Source organism: Streptomyces sp. NPDC006134 (assembly GCF_040628835.1).
GTDB lineage: Bacteria > Actinomycetota > Actinomycetes > Streptomycetales > Streptomycetaceae > Streptomyces.
The window spans coordinates 1-21611 of record NZ_JBEXTV010000005.1; the positions used below are offsets into that span (position 1 = coordinate 1).

At 73.0% G+C, this 21611-nt stretch carries 15 protein-coding genes, 1 pseudogene and 1 CRISPR repeat array; of the genes and pseudogenes, 10 read left to right on the top strand and 6 right to left on the bottom strand.

Annotated elements, in window-relative coordinates:
* Positions 1-297: 297 nt before the first annotated feature.
* Positions 298-960: a response regulator transcription factor gene (locus ABZ340_RS04590; protein WP_003993737.1), complete on the bottom strand. Its 663-nt coding sequence runs from the start codon at positions 958-960 to the stop codon at positions 298-300.
* Between the two features lie 427 nt (positions 961-1387).
* The gene (locus ABZ340_RS04595; RefSeq protein WP_358780269.1) at positions 1388-2068 is read right to left on the bottom strand and encodes a DUF3000 domain-containing protein; all 681 of its coding nucleotides are present in this window, start codon (positions 2066-2068) and stop codon (positions 1388-1390) included.
* Between the two features lie 160 nt (positions 2069-2228).
* On the opposite strand from ABZ340_RS04595, the gene hemE reads away from it, so the two are divergent.
* From hemE to ABZ340_RS04620, 5 genes are all read left to right on the top strand, one after another.
* Positions 2229-3296 carry a uroporphyrinogen decarboxylase gene (gene hemE / locus ABZ340_RS04600; protein WP_358780270.1) on the top strand — a complete coding sequence of 356 codons (1068 nt, stop codon included), beginning with the start codon at positions 2229-2231 and terminating at the stop codon, positions 3294-3296.
* Between the two features lie 406 nt (positions 3297-3702).
* Entirely contained in the window at positions 3703-4359 is a 657-nt protein-coding gene (locus ABZ340_RS04605) for a TetR/AcrR family transcriptional regulator (protein WP_358780271.1), read from the top strand.
* A gap of 375 nt (positions 4360-4734) precedes the next feature.
* Entirely contained in the window at positions 4735-5958 is a 1224-nt protein-coding gene (locus ABZ340_RS04610) for a cytochrome P450 (protein WP_358780272.1), read from the top strand.
* 58 nt (positions 5959-6016) lie between these two features.
* Positions 6017-6211 carry a ferredoxin gene (locus tag ABZ340_RS04615; RefSeq protein ID WP_358780273.1) on the top strand — a complete coding sequence of 65 codons (195 nt, stop codon included), beginning with the start codon at positions 6017-6019 and terminating at the stop codon, positions 6209-6211.
* Positions 6208-7473 carry an FAD-dependent oxidoreductase gene (locus ABZ340_RS04620; RefSeq protein WP_358780274.1) on the top strand — a complete coding sequence of 422 codons (1266 nt, stop codon included), beginning with the start codon at positions 6208-6210 and terminating at the stop codon, positions 7471-7473. Before ABZ340_RS04615 ends, ABZ340_RS04620 begins: the two co-directional genes overlap by 4 nt.
* On the opposite strand, the gene ABZ340_RS04625 is transcribed toward ABZ340_RS04620, so the two are convergent.
* The 4 genes and pseudogenes from ABZ340_RS04625 to ABZ340_RS04640 all read right to left on the bottom strand — a co-directional run.
* Entirely contained in the window at positions 7451-8314 is an 864-nt protein-coding gene (locus ABZ340_RS04625) for a maleylpyruvate isomerase family mycothiol-dependent enzyme (RefSeq protein ID WP_358780275.1), read from the bottom strand. The two genes, ABZ340_RS04620 and ABZ340_RS04625, sit on opposite strands and share 23 nt — an antisense overlap.
* Before the next feature lie 194 nt (positions 8315-8508).
* Entirely contained in the window at positions 8509-9327 is an 819-nt protein-coding gene (locus ABZ340_RS04630) for a rhomboid family intramembrane serine protease (protein ID WP_358780276.1), read from the bottom strand.
* Between the two features lie 138 nt (positions 9328-9465).
* A complete protein-coding gene (locus ABZ340_RS04635; RefSeq protein WP_358780277.1) occupies positions 9466-10866 on the bottom strand; it encodes an FAD-dependent oxidoreductase in 1401 nt (466 codons plus the stop codon).
* Positions 10867-10923: 57 nt separating this feature from the next.
* A pseudogene (locus ABZ340_RS04640) lies at positions 10924-11433 on the bottom strand (DUF4349 domain-containing protein); the annotation flags it as partial.
* A 19-nt stretch (positions 11434-11452) separates the two neighbouring features.
* Positions 11453-13151: direct repeats of the CRISPR family, unit length 20 nt; unit sequence GAGCAACCCCCGCGGACGCG.
* 30 nt (positions 13152-13181) lie between these two features.
* Here ABZ340_RS04640 and cas3 point away from each other — a divergent pair.
* From cas3 to cas5e, 5 genes are all read left to right on the top strand, one after another.
* The gene (cas3, locus tag ABZ340_RS04645; protein WP_358780278.1) at positions 13182-16211 is read left to right on the top strand and encodes a CRISPR-associated helicase Cas3'; all 3030 of its coding nucleotides are present in this window, start codon (positions 13182-13184) and stop codon (positions 16209-16211) included.
* A 334-nt stretch (positions 16212-16545) separates the two neighbouring features.
* Entirely contained in the window at positions 16546-18225 is a 1680-nt protein-coding gene (gene casA / locus ABZ340_RS04650; protein ID WP_358780279.1) for a type I-E CRISPR-associated protein Cse1/CasA, read from the top strand.
* Entirely contained in the window at positions 18222-19439 is a 1218-nt protein-coding gene (gene casB, locus ABZ340_RS04655) for a type I-E CRISPR-associated protein Cse2/CasB (protein ID WP_358780280.1), read from the top strand. Before casA ends, casB begins: the two co-directional genes overlap by 4 nt.
* 197 nt (positions 19440-19636) lie before the next feature.
* Positions 19637-20821 carry a type I-E CRISPR-associated protein Cas7/Cse4/CasC gene (cas7e, locus tag ABZ340_RS04660; protein WP_358780281.1) on the top strand — a complete coding sequence of 395 codons (1185 nt, stop codon included), beginning with the start codon at positions 19637-19639 and terminating at the stop codon, positions 20819-20821.
* Positions 20818-21609 carry a type I-E CRISPR-associated protein Cas5/CasD gene (cas5e, locus tag ABZ340_RS04665; protein ID WP_358780282.1) on the top strand — a complete coding sequence of 264 codons (792 nt, stop codon included), beginning with the start codon at positions 20818-20820 and terminating at the stop codon, positions 21607-21609. The genes cas7e and cas5e overlap by 4 nt, the downstream gene beginning before the upstream one ends.
* Positions 21610-21611: the final 2 nt, after the last annotated feature.

Consider the following 21611-nt stretch of genomic DNA (forward strand, 5'->3'; position numbering starts at 1 on the left):
TTCGTCTTTTGTCGTGTGGGGTGCCGGCTGGTGGGCTGTGCTAAGCTCTACTTCAGCTCGGCGGGGGGGGGGCCCCCGCCTCCCGGAACGTTCCGTCGGCGGGCGCCCAGGGGTCGTAAACCAGTCAGGACGGTGAAGGAGCCGGTTCACGAGGGGTGGGGGAGGCGGCCGGAATCGGCGGCCGTTCCCGTTCACGCGGGTGAAGGGCCGGGGAGGGGAGAGGGAGAGAGGGGAGAGAAGGGGGAGAGGGAGGGAAACGGATGGCGGACAGGGGACGGAGAGGGGCGGGCGGGGGCGTCAGTGGATGATGCCGGTCCGCAGGGCCACCGCGACCATGCCGGCCCGGTCGCCCGTGCCGAGTTTGCGGGCGATGCGGGCGAGGTGGCTCTTGACGGTCAGCGCGGACAGGCCCATGGAGACGCCGATGGCCTTGTTCGACTGGCCTTCGGCCACCAGCCGCAGCACCTCGACCTCGCGGCCGGACAGCTCGCGGTAGCCGCCCGGGTGGCTCGGAGCACCCGGGGGGCGGCGGTGCAGGCGGGCGGCGGCGGCGCCGATCGGGGCGGCGCCCGGCCGGGTGGGGAGCCCGACGTTGGTGCGGGTGCCGGTGACGACGTATCCCTTCACACCGCCCGCGAGGGCGTTGCGTACGGCGCCGATGTCGTCGGCGGCGGACAGGGCGAGCCCGTTGGGCCAGCCCGCGGCGCGGGTCTCCGACAGCAGGGTCAGGCCGGAGCCGTCGGGCAGGTGGACGTCGGCGACGCAGATGTCGCGGGGGTTGCCGATGCGGGGACGAGCCTCCGCGATGGACGAGGCTTCGATGACATCGCGTACACCGAGCGCCCACAGATGACGGGTGACGGTCGAGCGAACGCGCGGGTCGGCCACGACCACCATGGCGGTCGGCTTGTTCGGGCGGTAGGCGACCAGGCTTGCGGGCTGCTCGAGGAGAACGGACACCAGGCCTCCTGGGGTGGGGGGACGGGACCGGCTCGTGGGGGAAGAAGCCGGGACGAAACGTGCTTTCAAGGTCACAGTGGTCTTCGGCAGCGAACCCGCCCGCCTTTAGAGAATGATCACGATTCGGTGAGTAACAATCCGAGCAATTCGGACACGCGGTCGATCATTCGAAGACCGAACGGTTTCGCTCTGCGTCGTTAAGCGGTCGAAAGTGGCCGTATCGACAAAGTGACGTGATCTTTGGCGTGACTTCTGCCGGGCGCGGGAGAGGGAGGGAAGGGGCTGGTGTCGCCGGCGGTACCGGGGGCAGTGGGGACACCGGGGCGGGCCGGGGCGGGAGCCGTGCGGGCGGCGCCGGGCCGGAGGCGAGGGGTGACGGGGGAGGGGAGGGGCGGGGAGTGGCGTGCGACCGGGCCGGGGAGGCCGGCTACCGGGACTGCGGCCCGCGCCGCTGCGGCAGCGTCACCACCGAGGCGTCGCCCGGTCCGGCCGGCGGCAGCCCCGCGACCTGGGCCAGCAGATCGCACCAGGAGGCCAGGTGGGCGGCGGTGTCCGGCGCCCCGCCCAGGCCCTCGCGCGGTGTCCAGGAGGCGCGGATCTCGATCTGCGAGGCGGACGGGCGCGCCGCGAGGCCGCCGAAGTAGTGGGAGCTCGCGCGCGTGACCGTGCCGCTGGGCTCGCCGTACGTCAGGCCGCGCGCCTGCAGCGCGCCGGTCAGCCAGGACCAGCACACCTCGGGCAGCAGTGGATCCGCCGCCATCTCCGGCTCCAGCTCCGCGCGCACCAGCGTCACCAGCCGGAAGGTGCCCCGCCAGGCGTCGTGGCCGGCCGGGTCGTGGAGCAGGACCAGCCGCCCGTCGGCCAGGTCCTGGTCGCCGTCGGCGACCGTGGCCTCCAACGCGTACGCGTACGGCGCGAGCCGCTGCGGCGGACGCGTCGGCTCCACCGCGATCTGCGGCCGCAGCCGCGCGGCCCGCAGCGCCTCGACCGCGGCCTTGAAGGGCGGCGGCGCCGGCGCCGTGCCCCCATGCCGGACGTCCCCCTCGGTGCCCTTCGGGTCGTCCATTCCGCCAGCGCCGTCCGACATTCGTCCCTGAGCCGCAGCCATGCGGGGAAGATTAAGCGGAACGGGGCCCCGGCGCGGGGAGGGACACCCGCGTCCGGGCGCGATGTCCGGATCACGCGGCGCGCGGGCCGAAAACCCCGCGCGCCCTGACCGCCGGGACCGCGGTCCGCCGTTGTCACAGGGACGTGCGAGACTTTCCGTCGTGAGTGCCAACGACAGCCCCGCGGGCAAGCAGCCGACAGCCACGTACGAGTCCGCCTTCCTCAAGGCGTGCCGGCGCGAGCCGGTGCCGCACACGCCGGTGTGGTTCATGCGGCAGGCCGGGCGCTCCCTGCCGGAGTACCGCAAGGTGCGCGAGGGCATCCCGATGCTCGAGTCCTGCATGCGGCCGGAGCTGGTCACCGAGATCACCCTCCAGCCGGTGCGCCGGCACGGCGTGGACGCGGCGATCTACTTCAGCGACATCGTCGTCCCGCTCAAGGCGATCGGCATCGACCTCGACATCAAGCCCGGCGTCGGCCCCGTCGTCGAGCGCCCGATCCGCTCCCGCGCGGACCTGGCACAGCTGCGCGACCTGACCCCCGAGGACGTCTCCTACGTCACCGAGGCGATCGGTCTGCTCACCCGCGAGCTCGGCGCCACGCCGCTCATCGGCTTCGCGGGCGCCCCTTTCACCCTGGCGAGCTACCTGGTGGAGGGCGGCCCGTCCCGCAACCACGAGCACACCAAGGCGCTCATGTACGGCGACCCGCAGCTGTGGGCCGACCTGCTCGACCGCCTCGCCGACATCACCGCCGCCTTCCTGAAGGTGCAGATCGAGGCCGGCGCGAGCGCGGTCCAGCTCTTCGACTCCTGGGTCGGCGCCCTCGCCCCCGCCGACTACCGGCGCTCGGTCATGCCCGCCTCGGCGAAGGTCTTCCAGGCCGTCGCCGGATACGGGGTGCCGCGCATCCACTTCGGCGTCGGCACCGGCGAGCTCCTCGGCCTGCTGGGCGAGGCGGGCGCCGACGTCGTCGGCGTCGACTGGCGCGTGCCCCTGGACGAGGCCGCCCGGCGCGTCGGCCCCGGCAAGGCCCTGCAGGGCAACCTCGACCCCGCCGTCCTGTTCTCCTCCCCGGAGGCGGTCGAGGCCAAGACCCGCGAGGTGCTGGACGCGGCGGCCGGCCTGGAGGGCCACGTCTTCAACCTCGGCCACGGCGTCCTGCCGACCACCGACCCGGACGCGCTGACCCGCCTCGTGGAGTACGTCCACACCCGGACGGCCCGCTGACCGGGCGACCGGTGGAGCACGTCCGCATCCGGAGGGCCCGCTGACCGGGCGACCGGTGGAGCACGTCCGTATCCGGGCGGCCGGCTGACCGGACCGCTGGAGCACGTCCGCGTCCGGGTGGCCTGCTGACCGGACCGCTGGCGTGCGTCCGCATCCGGGCGGCTCACCGACCTGCCCGTGGAGCCGGTCCGTGAGGTCCGCGCCGTCTGCCGGACGCGGGCCCCACGGCCCGGCGGTCGGTTTCGTGTACGGTCGGGTCGGTATCGTGCGGTCGCTCCCGTCTTCGACCGCTGTGGTGCCCCGGTGAACCCACGCTCCGCGCCGCCGCCCGCATCGCCGGGCCGGTGCGGCGACGGCGGGTGCCCCGAGGGCAGGGCAGGTGCCGGAGCGCAGGAGGTGAACGGCGGTGGCCGAGCAGGACGGAGAAGGTCGTACCGCCGGTGCCGCTCCGGAGCGCACGCCCCGGACGCGCAACCCGCGCGGGCAGGGTGAGCGGCTGCGGGAGGAGATCCTGCGGGCCGGCGGGCGTCTCCTGGAACAGGTGGGCAGCGAGGACGCCCTGTCGCTGCGTGCGGTGGCCCGGGAGGTCGGCATCGCCACCCCGAGCATCTACCGCCACTTCTCCGACAAGACCGAACTGGTGTGGACGGTCCTGGCGGAGCACTACGAGCGCCTGGCCGAGGTCATGGCCGAGGCCGACGCCTCGGCGCCCGAGGACGACCCGCTGGCCGGGCTGCGTGCCCGACTGGGCGCCTACTGCCGTTTCGCGGTGGCCAATCCGGCCAAGTACCGCCTGATGTGCGAGACCTGGCAGACCCCCGTGGAGGACGAACGCCTCCACGGCCACCCGGCCGGGCTGCTGCTGCGTGGCCTGGCCCGGGCGCTGGAGCGCTGCGAGGACGCCGGGTGGCGGGTGCGCGGAACGCGCGCGGAAGCCCCGTACCTCCTGTGGTGCTCGCTGCACGGGCGGATCACGCTGTGGCAGGTCATGCCCCGTCAGAAGGATCCGGCGCGGCTGGACCGGTTCGTGGACGAGCTGCTGGGCCTGCTGCTGGAGCGCTGAGCCGGGCGGGCGCCCGCCGGCCGCTGCCCTCGCCCGCTGGCCACTGCCCCCGGTCGTTGCCCTCGCCCGCCGGTCACTGCCGCCCGTCACTGCGACCTGCCGCCGCCGTCGGCCGTCACCATCGGCTGCGCCGGTGCTGCGGCAGCCCTCCCCCACCCCCGCTTCCCGTGGCCGTACGGAGTTTTCCCGTGGCCGTACGGCGGTCTCCGCGCGGCCCCCGGGGGAACACCGCCCCGCCTGCCCGCGATGCCCAACTTCCTTGCAACCGCCCGGATTTCACGCTTCCTTCACTGGTCGGGGCCGTGTCGCGCTCTAGGGATACACGTGTAAGCTAACAACCGTTAGCCCAAGTCCTTCCCCCCCACAAGGAGCGGCATGTCCACCACCGCACCCTTCCCCCCGCTGCCCACCAAGCCGCCGTCCGGCTGCCCCTTCGACCCGCCCGAGGGCCTGACGCGGCTGCGCCTGGAGGAGCCGCTGTCCAAGGTCACGCTGGACGACGGCAGCTGGGCCTGGCTCGCCACGCGCTACGCGGACATCCGGGCGATCCTCGGCGACCAGCGCTTCAGCTCCGACACCTCCACCCCGGGTTACCCGGTCAGCGGCATGACCGGCGGCAGCCCCCGCCCGGACGCCGCGCGCGGCTTCATCCGCATGGACCCGCCGGAGCACACCCGGCTGCGCCGCATGGTCACCCGCGACTTCATGGTCAAGCGGGTCGAGGCGCTGCGCCCCACCCTCCAGCGGCTCACCGACGAACTGTGCGACGAGATGGAGCGCGTCGACCGCTCCGAGCACCCCGTCGACCTCGTCCAGGCCCTCGCCCTGCCGCTGCCCTCGCTCGCCATCAGCCTGCTGCTCGGCGTCCCCTACGAGGACCACGACACCTTCCAGCGGCTGACCGGCACCCTGCTGTCCCGTGAGACCGGCGAGGAGGAGCGCGCCCCGGCCCGTGCCGAACTCCTCGCCTACATCGACGGCCTGGTGCGCTCCAAGGTGGCCGAGCCGGGCGACGACATCCTCAGCCGGCTCGCCACCGAGCAGTACGCCCAGGGCGAGCTGACCCACGAGGACCTCGTCGCCTTCGCCGTCCTGCTGCTGGTCGCCGGCCACGAGACGACCGCCAACATGATCGGCCTGAGCGCCCTCTCCCTGATGCTCGACCCCGAGACCGCCGGCCGGCTGCGCGAGGACCCCTCCCTGGTCCGCGGCGCCGTCGAGGAACTGCTGCGCTTCCACAGCATCATCCGCAACGGCCCGCGCCGCGCCGCCCTGGAGGACGTCGAGGTCGGCGGGCAGCTCATCCGCAAGGGCGAGGGCGTCATCGTCGCCGTGCCCTCCGCCAACCGCGACGAGACCGTCTTCCCCGACGCCGACCGGCTGGACATCTGCCGTCCCAACGCCCAGCACCACGTGGCCTTCGGCTACGGCATCCACCAGTGCCTCGGCCAGGCCCTGGCCCGCGCGGAGCTCCAGGTCGTCATCACCACGCTGCTGCGCCGCTTCCCCACGATGCGCCCCGCCGTGCCGGTGGAGGAGATCCCCTTCCGCACGGACATGGTCATCTACGGCTGCCACGCCCTGCCGGTCACCTGGTGACCTCGCCCCCTGCCCCTCTCCCCACCCATCCCCCCACCCTCATCGAAGGAGTCCCCTCATGAACATCACCATCGACGAGGCGAAGTGCTGCGGTGCCGGCCAGTGCGTGCTGGTGGCCCCGGAGGTCTTCGACCAGCGCGACGAGGACGGCATCGTGGTGCTGCTGAACGCCACCCCGGACGCCGATCAGCACGCCGCCGTCCGTGACGCCGCCACCATCTGCCCGGCCGCGGCCATCCAGGTCCACGAATGAGCGCCGCCCGCCCCCGCATCGCCGTCGTCGGCGCGTCGGCGGCCGGACTCGCCGCGGCCGAGGGGCTGCGCCGCCTCGGCTGGGACGGCGCGATCACCCTCGTCGGTGACGAGCCGCACCTGCCGTACGACCGGCCGCCGCTGTCCAAGCAGGTGCTGTCCGGCGCGTGGGAGCCCGAGCGCACCGCGCTGCGGGACGCCGGACAGATCGAGGGCCTCGACCTCGACCTGCGGCTGGGCACCCGGGCCACCGCCTACGACCCGGCCCGGCGGGAGGTCACCCTGGACGACGCCGAGCGCACCGTCCTGACCTGCGCGGGCGTCGTCGTCGCCACCGGGGTGCGCGCCCGCACCCTGCCCGGCACCGAGGGCGTCGAGGGCGTGCACGTGCTGCGCACCCTGGAGGACGCGCTCGCCCTGCGGCGACGGCTCGCCGAGCCGGGCCGGCGCCTGGCCGTCGTGGGCAGCGGTGTCCTCGGCGCCGAGGCCGCCGCCGCGGTCCGCGGACTCGGGCACCACGTCACGCTCGTCGGCAGCCAGGACACGCCCATGGAACGCGTCCTGGGCCGAGAGGTCGGCGAACTGCTCGCCGAGGTCCACCGCGGCCACGGCGTCACGCTGTACCCGGGCGCCACCGTCACCGCGATCGCCACCCGCGACGGCCGGGCGACCGGGGTCGAACTGGCCGACGGCACCACCGTGGAGGCCGACGACGTCCTGCTCGCCATCGGCTCCGAACCGGCCGTCGACTGGCTGCGCGGCCCCGCCGCCGAGGCCGCCGGCCTGGACCTGTCCGACGGTCTCGGCTGCGACCGGTACTGCGCCGCCGCGCCGGGCCTCTACGGCGCCGGAGACGTCGCCCGCTGGTACCACCCGGGGCTGGACCGGCGGATCCGCGTCGAGCACCGGATGAACGCCGGCGAGCAGGGACTGGCCGCCGCCCGCAACCTCCTCGCCGAGCTGGACGGCGAACGCTTCGGCCCGCGCCGTCCGTTCGAGCCGGTCCCGTACTTCTGGTCCGACCAGTACGACCTGAAGCTGCACGCCTACGGCGTCCTCGCCGGCGCCCGGCGGGTCCAGGTGCTGCGCCTGGACAAGGACCCGCTGCGCCTGGCCGCCCTGTACGGCGACGAGGACCGCGTCACCGGCGTCCTCGGCATCGGCCTGACGCCCCGTCAGGCCCGGGGGCTGCGGCCGCTCGCCGCCGCACCCGGCCCGTGGGAGGAGGCCGCCGCGCGGCTCACGGAGACGGTCGCCGCCTGAGCCGCCGACGGTTCCGACGTCTCCGCCGGCCCGCGGCGCGGCCCGGTCCCGGGGCCCTGGGCGGCCGGATGCTCAGGGCCCCGGGACCGCTCGCCGGAGCGTCCGCCGGCCTTTTCCGGCCGCAGCCGGCCCCGTTCGGATCCAGAAGGGCGCCGGGGGCACCTCGTCGGCCCCGTCGGCGGTCAGGCCCGTGCCGGGGGAGCGGTCGCTGAGCCAGGCGAGGAGGTCGGCCTGGTGCCCGCTGACCGTGAGGCCGCCGGTCCCCAGGGCGCGGACGAGGCCGGTGTCGGTGGCCTCCAGGCGCAGGGGGGGTGTCCGGGCGGCGGGCGAGTGCCTCGGCGATGTCGTCGATGATCCACCGGGCGGCGTCGGCGGGGATGTCGCGGAAGCCGTAGCCGGCGTCCAGGTCGGCGTGGTGGATCTCCAGTTCGCGCAGCCGGGTGGAGACCAGGGTCGCGGGTGTGCGCAGCTCCCCGGTGCGCATCCGGACCTCGGCGTGCCAGGCCGCCGGGGGCAGGGTCCGCACCGCCTCCTCGAAGCGGGCGGCGGTGCCGAGGGCGTCGGCGACGAGGTCGGCGACCCGCCGCCCGGCCCCGGCCTCGATCTCGGCGGCCCGGGCGTCCATGCTCGCGTACTGCGGTGTCTCCACGCCGGTACGCGCCCAGGTGGGCAGCCGGCAGAGGCTGTCCGCGGCGCGTGCGACATGGGTGATGACGTGGCCGCGGGTCCAGGGTGGTACCCGGGTGCCGCCCTGGACCTGTGCGTCGGTGAGGGAGGTGACGGTGGCGACGAACCGGTCGGTGGACGCGGCGATCGGGGCCAGGATTCCGAGATCCTGCACGACACCCCCTGTTGTGTATCCGAATGGCGGAAATAATTATTCTTTGAGCGGAAATTAGCTCGACCGTAGGCAGAGCGCTTCCGCAGCGTCAACCGGCGCACCACGCCGAGGAGCCGAGGGAAACGGCCTGGGCAGCACAGCGGCACGCCGGCGAAGAGCGGTGCCTCCCGGACGCGGGCCGCGGGCTCCCGGCCCTACCAGGCCCGCCGCGCCTGCCGTCCGAAGAGGATGCCGCGCGGTTCCGGTGGCGGGGGCGTGCCGGGCTTGAGCGGCCAGGCGAGGAGCATGCCGGCCACGAAACCGACCACATGCGCCACATAGGCGACCGTGCCGGCGGCGGACACGCCCTGCCCGGCGGAGTAGAACGCCTGGAGGACGAACCACAGGCCCAGCACGATCCAGGCGGGCAGCCGCAGCGGCAGGAAGATCAGGAAGGGGACGAGGACCCACACCCGCGCCCTCGGATACAGCACCAGGTACGCGCCGAGCACGCCGGCGATCGCCCCGGAGGCGCCGATCAGGGGTGTGGTGGAGCTGGGGTTCGTGAGTGCGAATCCGTACGCGGACGCGTAGCCGCACACGCCGTAGAAGAGCAGGAACCGCAGGTGGCCCATCCGCTCCTCGATGTTGTTGCCGAAGATCCACAGGAAGAGCATGTTGCCCAGCAGGTGCAGCCAGCTGCCGTGCAGGAACATCGCCGTCAGGACGCTCAGCTCGGGGGACTTGTCGTAGCCGGGCGGGGCGATCACACAGCCCGGTCCCCGCGGGCCCAGCCCGACGTCGCCGGTGGGCACCAGTCGCGGCATCCGGTGGTGGACCAGCTCCTGCGGCACCGCCGCCCACTGGTCCAGGTACGCCTGGAGGTGACAGAGCTGGGCCAGGCTGCCGTCGCCGGTCACCGAACCGGCCATGCCGGGCATCGTCAGGAACACCACGAAGTTCGCGGCGATCAGGGCGTACGTCACCCAGGGCGTGCCGCGCACCGGGTTCACGTCATGAACGGGAATGACCACGAGGGACATGTGCCCGCCGGGCGGCGGGCGAATCGGTGAACCCTCCGGAAGAGGATCATCCCCGGCCTCACATCCCGGTCTCCCCTCCCCGGTCTCCCCTCCCTGGTCTCCCCTCCCCGGTCTCGTACGCCGACAGCCTCAGACCCCGGCCTCCCGCGCCTTCGCCGCCGCCTTGCGGGCCGCCACCAGCACCGGGTCCCACACGGGGGAGAAGGGCGGCGCGTACCCCAGGTCCAGGGCCGTCATCTGCTCCACCGTCATGCCCGCCGTGAGGGCCACCGCCGCGATGTCGACCCGTTTGCCCGCGCCCTCCCGGCCGACGATCTGGACGCCGAGGAGGCGGCCGGTGCGGTGTTCGGCGAGCATCTTCACCGTCATGGGGGAGGCGCCCGGGTAGTAGCCGGCGCGGCTGGTCGACTCGATGGTGGCCGTCACGAACCGCAGCCCCGCCCGCCGCGCGTCCTTCTCGCGCAGCCCCGTGCGGGCGATCTCCAGGTCGCAGACCTTGCTGACGGCGGTGCCGACCACGCCGGGGAAGGTGGCGTAGCCGCCGCCGACGTTGGTGCCGACGACCTGGCCGTGCTTGTTGGCGTGGGTGCCGAGCGCGATGTGCCGCTCCTGGCCGGAGACCAGGTCGAGGACCTCGACGCAGTCGCCGCCGGCCCAGATGTTCCCGTGCCCGCGCACCCGCATCGCCCGGTCCGTGAGCAGCCCGCCGTGCGCGCCGAGCGGCAGCCCCGCCGCCGCGGCCAGCGAGGTCTCCGGGCGTACGCCGATGCCGAGCACCACCACGTCGGCCGGGAACTCGGCGTCCCGCGTGACCACCGCCCGCACCCGCCCGTCGTCCCCCGTGAGCAGCCCGGTGACCTCGGCGTCGTTCACCATGGTGATGCCCATGCCCTCCATGGCGTCGTGCACCAGGCGCCCCATGTCCGGGTCCAGGGTCGCCATCGGCTCCCTGCCGCGGTTGACGACCGTCACCTCGTAACCGCGCTTGATGAGCGCCTCCGCCATCTCCACGCCGATGTAGCCGGCGCCGACGACCACCGCGCGACGGCCGCGCGTGCGGGCCAGCGTGTCCAGGAGCGCCTGGCCGTCGTCGAGGGTCTGCACGCCGTGCACCCCGGGCGCGTCGACGCCCGGCAGGTCCGGGCGGACCGGTCGCGCGCCGGTCGCGATCACCAGATCGTCGTACGACGTCCAGGACTCGGCCCCGGAATCGACGTCCCGCGCGCGTACCCGCCCGCCTTCCACGTCGATCGCGGTGACCTCGGTGCGCAGCCGCAGGTCGATGTCGCGCGCGCGGTGCTCCTCGGGCGTGCGGGCGATCAGCCGGTCCCGGCCGGGGACGTCACCGCCCACCCAGTAGGGGATGCCGCACGCCGAGTACGAGGTGAAGTGGCCGCGTTCGAACGCCACGATCTCCAGCTCGCCGGGGCCCTTCATCCGGCGTGCCTGCGACGCCGCGGACATGCCCGCGGCGTCGCCGCCGATCACGACCAGCCGCCGCCTCGCACCTCGCGTGTCACTCGTCCTCATGTGCATGCTCCTACCCATGCGGACACGCTACGGGGACGGGGCGCGCCTGGTCCTCCCTCAGTCCTGTCCGTCCCCGTCGGCGGTGCGGCGCGGCAGCCGCGGGCGTACCAGCCGCAGCCACAGCAGCACGAGCAGCGCCGCCACCGCCGTGAACGGCAGCACCGCGCCGAGCGCCACCGCCAGCCAGCGCAGCATCGTCACGAACGCGTCCCAGCCGCCCGCCACGGCGTCGGTGAAGCCGGGGTCGTCGTCCTCCGCGGCTTCCTTCACCGGTGTCTCGGTCAGGGACAGGGTGATGGTGGCCAGGGTTGTGCGGTCCTTCAGGGATGCCTGCCGGGCCAGCAGCGACTCCAGTTCGGCCTGGCGGGAGCTCAGTTCGCCCTCCAGGGTCACCACGTCGCTCAGCTTCGTGGCCCGGTCCATCAGCGCGCGGATGCGGGCCACGCTGGCGCGCTGGGAGGCGATGCGGCTCTCCACGTCCACGACCTGGTCGGTGACGTCCTCGGCCTTGGCGTCGCGCTCGAGGAGCTTCCCGGCGCCCTCCAGGCCGGCGAGGAGACCCTCGTATTCCACGCCGAAGTCACCCGGAACAACCCCGCGGACGCGAGGACGATCGGCGCAGCTGGATCAGGTCGCCGACACCGGCCGAGCAACCCCCGCGGACGCGGGGACGACCACCCGCCGAGGAACCGGCCTGCTGGGTCGGCCGAGCAACCCCCGCGGACGCGAGGACGACCGCGTGACGCGCGGTTCTGGGCGAAGGTGGTCCGAGCAACCCCCGCGGACGCGGGGACGACCTCGGCCGGGTCGGCGGCTCCTTTTCGGAGGCGGAGCAACCCCCGCGGACGCGGGGACGACCCCGGTCACCGTAGGCCAGGTTGCGCAGGCGGCGAGCAACCCCCGCGGACGCGGGGACGACTGGCGGAGCGTCTCGGCGTCTCGCGCCGGACGGTGAGCAACCTCCGCGGACGCGGGGACGACGCTTGGGCGGGTTGGGTTCCGCCTCTGTGGCCCGGACCGGGACCGGCACCGCGTGCGAGCAACCCCCGCGGACGCGGGGACGACCCGAATGCGGGGACCTCCTCGACCGCCGCGACAGAGCAACCCCCGCGGACGCGGGGACGACCTCACCAACGACGTTGCGCCCGCGGGCCCGATCGAGCAACCCCCGCGGACGCGGGGACGACCACAGGGCGCGGGCGTCGGCCGGCGTCCACGTTGAGCAACCCCCGCGGACGCGGGGACGACTTCAGCCACGACCAGGCGTCGATGACCACGGCCGAGCAACCCCCGCGGACGCGGGGACGACCTCGGCCCCATGTCGAGCTGGGAGCTGGCGATGGAGCAACCCCCGCGGACGCGGGGACGACCGTTACGGGCCGGCCGAGCAGCCGGGAGAGCGCGAGCAACCCCCGCGGACGCGGGGACGACGCGGCCTGGATCGACGCCGTGTCGTCGGTGACGGAGCAACCCCCGCGGACGCGGGGACGACAACACCATCCGCCGCACACGCGAGGGGAACAGCGAGCAACCCCCGCGGACGCGGGGACGACCCCTCGTCAGCGGCGTTCTGGCCCCGTGCCGGCGAGCAACCCCCGCGGACGCGGGGACGACCTCGGCCAGCAGTACATCCCCGACGCGTCCGGGGAGCAACCCCCGCGGACGCGGGGACGACACGTCGCACACGCGCTGCAGCGCCTTGGCGGACGAGCAACCCCCGCGGACGCGGGGACGACCCGCACGATGGCGGCGTTGGTCTCCTCCTCCTCGAGCAACCCCCGCGGACGCGGGGACGACCACTCAAGCCCGTGCAGGGAGTGCGGCCCAATCGAGCAACCCCCGCGGACGCGGGGACGACTGCTGGCGAGCGCCGTCTGCACCCCCGGGGCGTGAGCAACCCCCGCGGACGCGGGGACGACTTCTCGTCACGCCAGAACAGGGACTGCTCGGCCGAGCAACCCCCGCGGACGCGGGGACGACCGGTCGGCGGTCCAGCCCGGCTGGGGCATCAGGGAGCAACCCCCGCGGACGCGGGGACGACCTGCGCGGGCACCGGCATCGTCACGATCTGCATGAGCAACCCCCGCGGACGCGGGGACGACGCGAGCGGGCTGGCGGCCGGCGAGTCCATGGGCGAGCAACCCCCGCGGACGCGGGGACGACCGTGATCGGGATGGGACCGGGGCGGCCGACGGCGAGCAACCCCCGCGGACGCGGGGACGACGTTCGGGAGCTGCCCGGCACCGAACGCGACAAGGAGCAACCCCCGCGGACGCGGGGACGACACTTGTTGACCTGCAGGGATGCTAACAAGGTTGCCTGTTTTCCTTTACCTGCATCACGGGCTGGGGTCTTTCAGGGCGGCGTTGTCAGACCTGCCGTTTATCGTGGCAGGTCAGTTTTGGGTGGGGCTGTCTGGGGGCTTGCTGGTGAAGGATGAGCGGTCGGTCGTTGAGGCGATGCGGTCGATGGGGATGCCGGAGGAGACCGTAGCGCGGGTGGCGCGGTTGTGGGGGAAGTCGGCCGCGCGCAATGGCGGGCGGACCCACCTGCTGCTCGGTCATCTGTTGGACACCGCGGCTGTGGCGGGGCTGATGTGGGACCGGTATCTGGCGCCGTCGTTCCGTCGGCGTCTGGACGAGGTCAGCGGGGGGCGTGGGCGGGCGTGGTTCATGTGGGTGTGCGGCATTCACGACTGCGGTAAGGCGTGCCCGGCGTTCCAGGGGCTGGATGCAGCGGAGGCGGTTCCCGTGCGCGCGGCCGGGCTGACGTGGGGGCGGCTGCCGGCCGGTAAGAGGATGAAGTGGCGGCATGACGTGGCGGGCGGGGCGATGCTCGAGCCGCGACTGCGTGAGGAGTGGGGGGACGCCGATGCCGCGGCGTGGGTGCGGCCGCTGGTGGCAGGCCACCACGGGGCCTTCCCATCCGTGGACAGGCTGCGGCGGCCACCGTACCCGGACGCGCAGGGCAGGGGGTCGGCCTGGGCCGGGGTGCAGCGCGCGCTGGTGGACGTGTTCACTCGCGCTGTGGGCTTCGAGGACCTGGCGGCGGTGAGGCCGGTTTCGCCGTTGCGGAAGGCGGAGCAATTGGCGTTGTCGGGGCTGATCGTGATGGCGGACTGGATCGCGAGTGACAGCGAGCACTTCAAAGGGCTGGCGGATGCCCGTGATGTTTCGCCGGCCGAGGCGTGCCGCAGGGCGGAGGCGGCCTGGAAGCGGCTCGGGTTCCAGGGCGGATGGGGCGAGCTTGCACTGCCGCGGTCCATGTGGACGCCGCTGACGGGACGTCTGGGCGTGTCGCCCCGTGCTTCGCAGCGGGAGTTGGTGGAGCGGGCGTGGTCGATGCCCGCGCCGGGGCTACTGGTGGCCGAGGCGCCGATGGGTGAAGGGAAGACGAAGGCCGCTCTGGCGGCGGCGGAGGTACTCGCGGCTCGCTTCGGCCTGAACGGTGTGTTCGTGGCGATGCCGACGCAGGCGACGAGCGATCCGATGTACGACCAAGTCCTGGAGTGGGTGCGCTCCTTCGATCCGGACCTCATGTCCCAGGTGGCGCTGCTGCACGGCAAGCGGCGTTTCAACCGGCAGTGGCGCGAGATCTGGGAAGGGGGACGGCCTGCCGGTGCGGAGGGCGCCGAGGAGTGCGTGGCCAGTCCGTGGGAGGACTACGGAGCGATCGACGAGGATGACGAGTTCGGCTGGCCGGGCGGTGCGGGCAGCGTGGGCGGGGCGGGTGCCGAAGCCGAGCGCAGCGGACCGCCGGTGTGGTTCCTGGGGAACAAGCGCGGGCTGCTGACACCGTTCGCCGTCGGTACCGTCGATCATCTGCTGTACGCGGCGACGCGTACGCGGCACGTGATGCTGCGGTTCGCCGGCCTGACGGGGAAGGTCGTGATCGTGGACGAGGTGCATGCGGCCGACGTCTACATGCGGCAGTTCCTGCTGGAGGCGTTGCGGTGGCTCGGGCAGGCGGGTGTGCCGGTGGTGCTGCTGTCGGCGACCCTGCCGCCGGTGCAGCGGCAGGCCTTCGTCGACGCGTACCTGTCGGGGGTGCTGGGAACGGCGGACGTGGAGCAGCCGGTTCCCGAACCGGCCGGGTACCCCTGCGTCACCACTGCCTTCGCGACGAGCGGACAGCCGGTGGTGGAGAGCTCTCGTACGTCCGTCGCGTCGTGGCGTGCATCGGTGCCGACCCGGATCGAGTGGTTGCCGGACACCGAGAAGGACGGGGCGGTCGTCGCCGCGGCGGCGCGGGACGCGGTGGCCGAAGGCGGTGTCGTCCTGGTCGTCGTCAACCAGGTGGACCGCGCCCAGGCCGTCTACCGGGCGTTGCGCCACGGCGGGTTCGACGGACGGCTGCATCTGCTGCACGGGAGGCTGTGCGCCGCGCACCGGGCGGAGCGGACGCAGGAGTGCCTGCGCTCGATGGGGCCGGAGGCCGGCGGTGCGCGGCCGGAACGCATGGTGGTGGTCGCCACCCAACTCGCCGAACAGTCTTTCGACGTGGACGCGGATCTGCTGATCACGGATCTCGCTCCGGTGGACCTGCTGCTGCAGCGCATCGGCAGGCTCCACCGGCACGCCGGGACACGCAGGCCGGCGGCGCACGCGACGCCGGGTGTCCTGGTGACAGGGGTGGCCGCCGATGCTCGGGGACGCCCCCGGTTCCTGCCCGCCTCGAAACTGATCTACGAGGAGTGGCCCCTGCTGCGCGCGGCGGCACTGGTGGCGGAAACTGCCGGCCCGCTGCCCCGCGAGGGTGCCACAGGCGGGCCGGGCACGGGCACATGGAGCATCCCGGCGGACGTGCCCGGTCTGGTGGCGCGCGCGTACGGCGAGGCGGAGATCTGTCCGGTGGAGTGGGACGAGCCGGCCGCGCACGCCACCTGGCGAGCGCAAGAGGCCAATCGCCGAGCCGAGGCGGAAGGGTTCCTGTTGACGCGCCCGCGCGAGTGGGGGACGACGACGCTCGAGGGGTTGCATTACGGGGGCAGCAGCGCCGCGGCGGAGGAGGATCTGGATGCGGTGGTCCGGGACGGCGACCGAGGCGTTGAGGTCGTCCTCGTGCACCGAGTCACGGGTGGCTACACGGCGCTGGACGGGACGCGACTCGGTGTGCACGGTGAGGTTCTGGACGATCCGGTGGTCGAGCGGCTGCTGGGAGGTTCCGTCCGGCTGCCCGTCGGGCTCTCGAAGGAGGCCGGCCGGATGAGCGCGCTGCCGGGATGGGCCGATCACCCGTGGCTGCGGTACGCCCATGTCCTGGTCCTGGAGGACGGGTGGGCGGAGCTGGGCGAGGTCCGGCTCTCGTACGACGTCGAGCTGGGTCTGTTGGTGGAGCGGCACTGAAACGGAGAGGCGGCGTCCGCTCGGGGTTCCTGCACCCCGCGATCGCGGGGACGACGTGAAGTAATGAACGGGAACACCCCCGCCTGGCAGCGCGGGGAGCGGGGGACGCCGCGACTTGACAGCGTACCTGTCGAACGCTGCACCCGAGTAGGTGGACCGTCCCGGCGGTCCTTATTCGAACATCCGGGAACTGCTTGAAAGTACTGAACCTTGCGTGCGAGCCTTGGAGTGCCGGCAGACGCTGAGGCAACTCCTCGTCAACCAGGGGGAGTTGCTCGATGCTGGCCGGACTCTCCGGGGGGAGGTCCGCTGGATCGGAGGGAGGGGGAAGGCCGTGGAGCCGGAAGGTGACCTGGCCCGGCAGGCCTGGCTGCCCGTCATCGGCATCGGGGGTGAGGCCCGGATGGACAGCCTGCTGGAAGCACTCGGCAGCTCGCATGCTATTCGGCGGTTGGATCTGCCGGTGCCGACGATGCTGCCGGCGGTGTTGCGTCAGCTGTTGCTGCCCGTCGTGTTCGACGCGCTGGGCGTACCGCGGTCGCGCGGAGAGTGGGGCAAGCGGTTCGCGCAGGGCGGCTTCTCCGCCGAGGAGAAGGAGAAGCTCGCCGACTACCTCGGCCCCCGCTACGGCGACCGCTTCCGGCTCTTCTCCTCCGGGCGGCCGTTCGCGCAGGTGGCGGGTCTGACGGCGCTCAACGGTGAGACGAAGCCGTCCACTCTGCTCGTCCCCTCGGTGGCATCGGGCAACAACGTGCCGTTGTTCAGCGCGCTCAGTGAGGCCGATCACCTGGATCTATCGCCCGCCCAGGCGGCGCTGTGGCTCCTGCACGCCCACTGCTGGGACACCGCCGCCATCAAGACGGGGGCCGTCGGCGACGGGCAGGCGAAGAACGGAAAGACGACGGGCAATCCGACGGGCCCGTTGGGCCAGCTCGGCGTGATCGTGCCAACCGGCCGCACCTTGTACGAGACGCTGCTGCTGAACACACCGGTGGTGCCCGACGGGCTGGCCGCGGCCGACCGGCCGCAGTGGGCCTGGGACGAGCGCCCGGCCTCGTCCGGCGGGAAGACGCCGACCGGGCCCGAGTGGTCGGCACGCCCCGCGGGCGGTCTGCTGGACCTGCTCACCTTCCAGTCCCGCCGGATCCGGCTGATCCCCACCGAGACCGGGCAAGGGCTGCGGGTGCGGCAGGTGGTCGTCTGCGCCGGAGACCGACTCGCCTCCACGCCCGAGGAGGAGCTGCACACCGCCTGGAACCACACCGCCAAGCGGAAGGCGGACCAGCCGGCCCGGCGCCCCCGCCGCCACACTTCGGGACGCGCGGCCTGGCAAGGGCTCGGTGCCCTGCTGGCGCTGGCGATTCCGGCAGACGGCGACGGCCCGTACACGTCCGTGCTGCTGCGGCAGACCGGTCAGCTGCATGCGGAGGGCCACCTGCCCGCCGACTTCGCCCTGGGTGTCGAGACCTGCGGGCTGGAGTACGGCAACCAGTCCGCCGTAGTGGAGAACGCCCTCGCCGACAGTCTTCCGTTGCCCGTCGCCTCCCTCCTCACCGACGACGCATGGCTGCGCACGGCCCTTCTGGACTGCGTGGACCAGGCCGACCGGGTCGCCCGGGCACTGGACGGCCTCCATGCAGATCTGCGCCGTGCCTCCGGGGGCGAGCCGCTCCCCCGGGACAAGGGCGAACGGCCCTCGGCACGCTTCCTGCACGCCGTCGACGGCCGGATGCGGCGTCTGCTCGCCGGACTGCGGACCATCGGCGACGACTACGACACGCTGGAGCGCGCCCAGGAGGCGTGGGAGATCACGCTGCGCCGGGCGGCCCTGCGGGAGGCGGCCGGGCTGCTGGCCGCCGCGCCGCCCCGGGCCGTGGTCGGACGCACCGAGAAGGTGAACGGCAAGGAGATCGTCTTCCGCAGTGGCAAGGCCGTCGGCGTGTTCCACAAGAGGCTCGGTGAGATCCTCACCCGTGTCGCCGATGCCGCGACGGGGGAGGGAGAGGCGGCATGAGCGCCAGGACGGCTGCTTCGAGAAAGTATTACCGCCACTATTTCTGGGAGGAGTTCACCAGCGATTGGGGTCCGCGTTCCGGAGAGCGGAACCAACCCCGTCCGCCGGTATGGGCCGAGCAGGGTCTGCGTGCCCTGCGCGAGGGGCTCGGGCGTGCGCCGGGCACCGTGGCCGGTATGCGGCACCTGCACCGGGTGGAGCTCACCGACGCCGCCCGGTCCTCGGAACGCCTGCCCCTCACCTATCGGGCCGAGCATGCCGCGCTCACCCTCTTCGGCCTGCATCAGCACGGTGCGGCGCAGCCGGTCCACCGCCCGGGCGTGGGACTGGGAACGGCTTGCCAGGTCATGAGGGTCCATGTGACCGCCGAGTCCGAAAAGGCCGCCGGGCGCCGGTTGACCGCCACCGAGGAGCAGCGCGTGGCCGCGCCCGTCCGACGGCGGCTGACCGCCGCCGCGACCGCGCTGGACCTCGACGAGCTGGTCCACCACCTGCACGGACTGGTTCTCCTGCTGCGCAGGGCGGACATCGGCCTGGACTACACGAGGCTGCACCGTGACCTGTGCGATTGGCTGACGCCGCATCACGGCCGGGTACTGCGGTCCTGGGGGCTGCAGTACACCGATCCCGCTCCCGTTGCGCAGATCACGCAGGCCCGTCCGTCCGGAGGGGACACGGAGTCCCCCTACTGGTCCGGATTCGACCCCGTACGCCCCGAGACGGGAGCCGAACTGGCGGCACTGCGTTCCGGTCTGGGGGAGGAGGCCGGCACGGTACCCGCCATGTGGACCTTCTACCGAACACGGATGGGCAGCGAGCTGCGCACCAGAGGTGCCCTCACCCGGGACCTCGTCGCCGAACACGCCGCGCTGACCCTGTTCGGGATCCATCAGCAGGGCAGGAACCAATCGATGCACGCGCCCGGCACCAGCCCCGGCGCCGCATGCCGGCTCCTCCTCGCCCGGAACAAGAACATGGACCGCACGGCGCTGGAGAAAAGACTCGGTGCTCTGATCACCTCACTCGACACCGGGGAACTGACCCACCACCTGCGCAGCCTCGTCCCGCTCCTGCGTCAGGCGGACATCGGCCTGGACTACACCCTGCTCCGCAGAGCGCTGCGGGACTGGGACGACCCGAAGCGGCCGGACGCACAGTCCCGTATCCGCAACGCATGGGACCACGACTTCCGCCGCGAGAACCCGCAGACCTGACCTCCCGTCTTCCGGCGTGCCCGCCACACAGGCGGCGGCGGACACGCGTATGTCCCCGGCACCGGCCAACCCGCTTCCCGGTCCGGCCTGTGACCGGTCCCATCGCCTCCTCGTCCCCTGCCCCTGCCCCTGCCTCTCTCTGCCTCTGCCGCTTTCCGTGCCGCCACCGTGGTGTTCACCTCCGAAGGAGTCATGCCATGCCCCAGCCCACCCTCTTCGTCGAGGTCCACATCCTGCAGAGCGTCCCGCCGTCCAACATCAACCGGGACGATTCGGGCACCCCGAAGCAGGCCCTCTACGGCGGCGCCCGCCGCGCCCGGATCTCCTCACAGGCGTGGAAGCGCGCCACCCGGATCGAGTTCGCCAAGGCCGAGCCTCCCGCCGACCGCGCCACCCGTACCAAGCGGATCGCCGCCCTGCTCGCCGAGCGCCTCGCCCGGCCCGGAGGTGAGGGTGGCGCGGGCCTGGAGACCGCCCAGGCCGACCGGCTGGCCACCGCCCTGCTGAAACCCCTGGGCATCAAGAAGTCGACCAAGAAGGAGGAACACTCCGCCTACCTCCTCTTCTTCGGCAAGCGCCAGCTCGACAACCTCGTCGCCCTCCTCGACGGGCGTGCCGCAGAACTGGCCGCGCTTCCCGACAAGGAACTCGAGGAGGAGGTGGAGAAGCTGCCCGTGGTCTCGGCGCTGTCCACCGGGCACCCGGCGGAGGTCGCTCTCTTCGGCCGGATGGTCGCCGACCTGAAGGAACTGAACGTCGACGCCGCCGTCCAGGTCGCCCACGCACTGTCCACCCACGCGGTGCGCACCGAGTTCGACTACTACACCGCTGTCGACGACGAGAACACCGAGGACAGCGGGGCCGGCATGATCGGCACCGTGGAGTTCAACTCCTCCACCCTCTACCGCTACGCGGTCCTGGGCGCGCACCAGCTGCGCGACAACCTCACCTCGTCGGAGGCCACCTGCGAGGCCGCCGTCCGGTTCGTCGAAGCCTTCACCCGTTCCATGCCCACCGGCCACCAGAACTCCTTCGCGCACCGCACTCTGCCCCACTTGGTCCTGGTCACCCTCCGCACCGACCAGCCCGTGAACCTCGTCTCAGCCTTCGAGGAACCCGTCACCGGGGAGCGGGGCCTGGCAGCCGAATCGGCCGCGGCCCTGGCCGGCGAACTGAGGTCCGTCAGCGAGACCTGGGGCACCGTGCCGCTGCGGACCCTGGCGACATACGCACTGGAGGGCGACAAGCTCGTGGACACCTTCGGCCCCTCCCTCCCCTTCCGCGCTCTCCTCGACGAGGTCGGCGAACTGGTCGGCGCCTGGCTGACCCACGGAGAGATCCCCGCGCAGCGGACAAAGACGACGGAGGCCGGCGAGCGATGAATGACCAAGCCGTACTCGTCCTGCGGCTGGCAGCCCCCTTGCAGTCCTGGGGCGGCTCCTCCCGTTACAACCGACGCGACACCCGGTCCCAACCCACCAAGTCCGGCGTTCTCGGCCTGCTCGCCGCGGCCGAGGGCCGCCCCCGTGAAGCCTCCCTGACCGACCTGCTCGGCCTGCGGCTCGGCGTACGGGTCGACCAGCCCGGCACACTGTTGCGCGACTACCACACCGTCAGCGACCACCGCGGCCTGCCTCTGCCGGCCGCCAAGGTCGATGCCAAAGGTGTGCAGAAGAGGACCGGACCGGCCAAGTACACCGGCGTCACTCAGCGCTACTACCTGCAGGACGCGGTTTTCACCGCCGCACTGCGCGGACCCGCCCCCCTGCTGCAGCGTCTGGAACACGCCGTGCGGCACCCGGTCTTCCCGCTCTCGCTCGGACGCCGCTCCTGCCCGCCGACCGGCCCCGTCAGCCTCGGTCTGCGTCCCGACGCCGAGCTGCCGCAGGTGCTCACCGACGTGCCCTGGCAGGCGTCCGCACGCCACCGCGACCGCTTCCGCGGGCCGCGGGTGACGCTGGAGGCCACCGTCGAGGACCCGGCCGGCGACCTGCTCGCCGCCGACGTCCCCGACACCTACGACCTGAAGACCGGCACCGTCTTCGGCCGGCGAGCCGTCCGGCACTTGTGGATCACCCTGCCCACCGGCCACACGACGACCGACCAGGCCGACGACTCGTCCGACCGGACGGACCCCGGCCACGATCCCTTCGCTCTCCTGGGCTGGTGACC

What these genes read in the sequence shown, in the direction of transcription:
- ABZ340_RS04595 (WP_358780269.1), bottom strand. Translation starts at nt 2,068, where the DNA reads ATGGCTGCGGCTCAGGGACGAATGTCGGACGGCGCTGGCGGAATGGAC.
- ABZ340_RS04610 (WP_358780272.1), top strand. Translation starts at nt 4,735, where the DNA reads ATGTCCACCACCGCACCCTTCCCCCCGCTGCCCACCAAGCCGCCGTCC.
- ABZ340_RS04615 (WP_358780273.1), top strand. Translation starts at nt 6,017, where the DNA reads ATGAACATCACCATCGACGAGGCGAAGTGCTGCGGTGCCGGCCAGTGC.
- ABZ340_RS04620 (WP_358780274.1), top strand. Translation starts at nt 6,208, where the DNA reads ATGAGCGCCGCCCGCCCCCGCATCGCCGTCGTCGGCGCGTCGGCGGCC.
- ABZ340_RS04635 (WP_358780277.1), bottom strand. Translation starts at nt 10,866, where the DNA reads ATGAGGACGAGTGACACGCGAGGTGCGAGGCGGCGGCTGGTCGTGATC.
- casB (WP_358780280.1), top strand. Translation starts at nt 18,222, where the DNA reads ATGAGCGCCAGGACGGCTGCTTCGAGAAAGTATTACCGCCACTATTTC.
- cas7e (WP_358780281.1), top strand. Translation starts at nt 19,637, where the DNA reads ATGCCCCAGCCCACCCTCTTCGTCGAGGTCCACATCCTGCAGAGCGTC.
- cas5e (WP_358780282.1), top strand. Translation starts at nt 20,818, where the DNA reads ATGAATGACCAAGCCGTACTCGTCCTGCGGCTGGCAGCCCCCTTGCAG.